The sequence below is a fragment of the Streptomyces sp. ICN903 genome (genome assembly GCF_022015835.1).
Classification (GTDB): domain Bacteria; phylum Actinomycetota; class Actinomycetes; order Streptomycetales; family Streptomycetaceae; genus Streptomyces; species Streptomyces fenghuangensis.
The window spans coordinates 1-3,401 of record NZ_JAKMAY010000439.1; the positions used below are offsets into that span (position 1 = coordinate 1).

Annotated in this window: 3 protein-coding genes and 1 pseudogene; 2 read left to right on the top strand and 2 right to left on the bottom strand. The window is 73.2% G+C overall.

Features of this window, described 5'->3' with window-relative positions:
- Window positions 1-373: pseudogene (locus L7D48_RS27340) on the bottom strand (PucR family transcriptional regulator); the annotation flags it as partial.
- A gap of 27 nt (window positions 374-400) precedes the next feature.
- On the opposite strand from L7D48_RS27340, the gene L7D48_RS27345 reads away from it, so the two are divergent.
- Entirely contained in the window at window positions 401-1,750 is a 1,350-nt protein-coding gene (locus L7D48_RS27345) for a PHB depolymerase family esterase (protein WP_237883552.1), read from the top strand.
- Between the two features lie 122 nt (window positions 1,751-1,872).
- On the opposite strand, the gene L7D48_RS27350 is transcribed toward L7D48_RS27345, so the two are convergent.
- Window positions 1,873-2,643: a polysaccharide deacetylase family protein gene (locus L7D48_RS27350; RefSeq protein WP_237883554.1), complete on the bottom strand. Its 771-nt coding sequence runs from the start codon at window positions 2,641-2,643 to the stop codon at window positions 1,873-1,875.
- A gap of 435 nt (window positions 2,644-3,078) precedes the next feature.
- Here L7D48_RS27350 and L7D48_RS27355 point away from each other — a divergent pair.
- On the top strand, window positions 3,079-3,401 hold a 323-nt coding region (locus L7D48_RS27355; RefSeq protein WP_237883556.1), incomplete at its 3' end, for a helix-turn-helix transcriptional regulator.

The window sequence follows — 3,401 nt, forward strand, 5'->3', positions numbered from 1 at the left end:
GGGGGGTGCGGGCCGGGCGGGGACGGCCCGCCAGCACACGGGCGGCGATGGCCATCCACTCCAGCACCAGCTCGTCGAACGGCCCCGGCACGCCGGGGCGTTCCAGCCACACGCGGCCGGCCGGCTCCAGGTCCACCCGGCCCGAGACGCGTCCGGGCGCGCCCGTCAGGGCGGCGCCGTCCGGGGCGAACCGCACCGTGCGGCCGTCGGGCAGCTCCAGCCCCGCGGCGCACCCGGCCAGCCCCGCCGTGGACCGCGTCAGGGTCACCGGGTCCAGCGCACCGCCGAGCAGCGCCTCGAAGTGGGCGATCACGCGTACGGCGGTGGCGGCGTCCGCGTCCAGCGCGGACAGCCGCAGCAGCAGTCCCTTCACGTTCCGCAGTCTAGGAAGGAGACGGAGATGACCGACAGATCCGTGCGCACGGCGGCGCGGAGATCCGGAGGGCGCCCGGCCGGATCGCGCCTGACGGCGCTGCTGGGAGGTGTGCTGCCCATGGTGGCGGCCCTCCTCCTGGCCCTCGCCGCGCCCCCGGCCTCCGCCGCCTCGCTGACCGAGGTGACGAACTTCGGCAGCAACCCCAGCAATCTGCGCATGCACCTGTACGTGCCCGACACCGTCCAGGAGCGTCCGCCGGTGCTGGTGGCGGTGCACTACTGCACCGGCTCCGGCCCGGCGTTCCACTCCGGCACCGAGTTCGCCTCGCTGGCCGACCGGTACGGGTTCGTCGTGGTCTACCCGTCGGCGACCCGCAGCGGCAACTGCTTCGACGTCTCCTCGCCGCAGGCGCTGCGGCGCGACGGGGGCAGCGACCCGGTGGGCATCCGCTCGATGGTGGGCTACGTGCAGCAGCGCCTGAACGCCGACCCGGACCGGATCTACGTCACCGGCGCCTCCTCGGGGGCGATGATGACCAACGTCCTGGTGGGCAACTACCCGGACGTGTTCAAGGCGGGCGCGGCCTTCGCGGGCGTGCCGCACTCCTGCTTCGCCACCACCGACGGCTCGGGCTGGAACAGCGCATGCGCGAACGGCACCGTGGACAGGACGCCGCGGCAGTGGGGCGACCTGGCGCGCGGCGCGTACCCCGGTTACAGCGGGCCGCGGCCCCGGATGCAGATCTGGCACGGCACCGAGGACAGCACCCTGCGCTATCCCAACTTCAACGAGCAGATCGAGCAGTGGACGGACGTCCACGGGGTGAGCCTCACGCCCGCGTACACCGATCGCCCGCAGCCGAACTGGGTCCGCACCCGCTACGGCGGCACCGGTGACCAGGCCCCGGTGGAGGCCGTCAGCGTCCAGGGGGTCGGGCACTCCCTGCCCGCCGGCGGCATGGCGGCCCGGGCCATCGCGTTCTTCGGCCTGGACGGCACCGGCTCCACCGATCCCGACCCGGAACCCGAGCCCGACCCGGAGCCGGAGCCGGAGCCGGGGGCCTGCCGGGTCGCCTACACCACCAACGCCTGGAACACCGGGCTGACCGCGTCCGTCACCGTCACCAACACCGGCAGCGCGCCGCTGAGCGGCTGGTCGCTCTCCTTCCGCCTGCCCGCGGGCCAGACCATCGTCGCCGGCTGGGGCGCGAGCTACAGCCCGAACAGCGGTGCGGTGACCGCCAGACCCGCCTCGTACAACTCCACCCTGGCGGCCGGGGCCAGTGCGCGGATCGGCTTCCAGGCGAGCCACACCGGCGACACCGGCGAGCCCGCCTCCTTCGCCCTGAACGGCGCGGCCTGCGCCGTCGTCTGAAGCCTGCGGGCGGAACGGCGGCGCACCGCACAGCCGCACACGGCACCGGCCCCGGAGGGGTTCCCCGCCGGGGCCGGTGCCGCAGGTGCGTGCCGGTGCGTGCGGACACGTGCCGCCAGGGGTCAGCGGACGGCCGGCTGGTCGAACGTGTAGCCCTGTGCCTTCAGCCGCGGGATGGTCTGGTCGACGGCCGAGACGGTCTGGCCGCGGTCACCGCCGCCGTCGTGCATCAGCATCACGGCCCCGGGCGTGACGCGCTGCATGACCCGGTTGACCAGTTCGCCCGTGCCCGGCGGCTGCCAGTCGCCGATGTCCGCCCGCCAGCCCAGCGGCTGCATCCCCATCGAGGCCGCCACCTGCGGGGACTGGCCCCAACTGCCGTACGGGGCCCGGAAGTAGGTGATCTGTGCGCCCGGAGCGGCCTGGCGGATCGCGTTGTTGACCTGTTCCAGGTTCTGGCGTATCTGCTGCTGGGACCAGCCGCCCATGTCCTGGTGGGCCATGGAGTGGTTGCACAGCCGGTGGCCGTCGGCGGCGATCCGGCTCACCAGGTACGGGTACCGCCGCACATGGTCGCCCCACAGGCAGAAGGTCGCCTTGACGTTGTGCTTGCGCAGCACTTCCAGCAGGCGGGGGGTGTGGGTGGGGTCGGGGCCGTCGTCGAAGGTGAACGAGACGGTCCGGCCGCCGCTCTGGGTGTGGGTGATGACGGTGCTGTCCACGGCCTGGACCGGCCCCGCCGTGGCCAGGGAGCTCATGCAGAGGCCGGCGGCGAGCAGCAGGGGCGCCGCGAGGCGGCGCAGACGGCCCGGGCGGTGCGGACGGTGCGGGCGGTGCGGGCGGTGCGGGCGGTGCGCGGCCGCCTCCGTGGTGGCGCTCGTTGTCCTGGTCAACTCAGGTTCCTTCCTGGTGCGCGGCCGGGCCCGGCTCTCCTCATCCGGGAGCGCTCGGGCCCGGCTCGCGGTGGGGGGTGGGAAACACGGGGGAGAGAAACCTTCCGGAATCTTTCCGGTAGAACGAGGAGACCATAGGAAGCCCCCAACCGGCCGTCAAGCACCCGGAGTTGCCCGACTCCGAGCACGTTCCCGCAGGTCGGCGCAGGAAGAAGCCGCCCCTCCCGGCAGACGGGCGGCCCGAGAAACGGACGGCCGTCTGACCGGAGCCGTCCTCCCTCCGCCGCTTGTCTGACGCCGCCTCCACCAATCGACAAGTTGCAGAATTATGCAATTCCATAGATGCTTCACGGTGCAAGTCCTCTGCCCGAGGACCCGAGGACACCCGTCGCGGCCCACCGGGCCGGGGCGAACGCCGAGGAGACCGAGGTTCCCGTGCCGGTTCCGCTGTACCAGGCCAAGGCCGAGTTCTTCCGGATGCTGGGGCATCCGGTCCGCATCCGCGTCCTGGAGCTGCTCCAGGACGGCCCGAAGCCGGTACGCGACCTGCTGGCCGCCATCGAGGTCGAGCCGCCCAACCTCTCGCAGCAGCTCGCGGTACTGCGCCGCTCGGGCATAGTCACCGCCACCCGCGAGGGCTCCACCGTGGTCTACGAGCTGGCCGGCGGGGACGTCGCGGAGCTGATGCGGGCCGCGCGCCGGATCCTGACCGAGATGCTCGCCGGGCAGAACGAACTCCTGGCGGAACTGCGGGACCC

Coding starts and splice junctions, on each gene's coding strand:
- L7D48_RS27345 (WP_237883552.1), top strand. CDS start 401: ATGACCGACAGATCCGTGCGCACGGCGGCGCGGAGATCCGGAGGGCGC.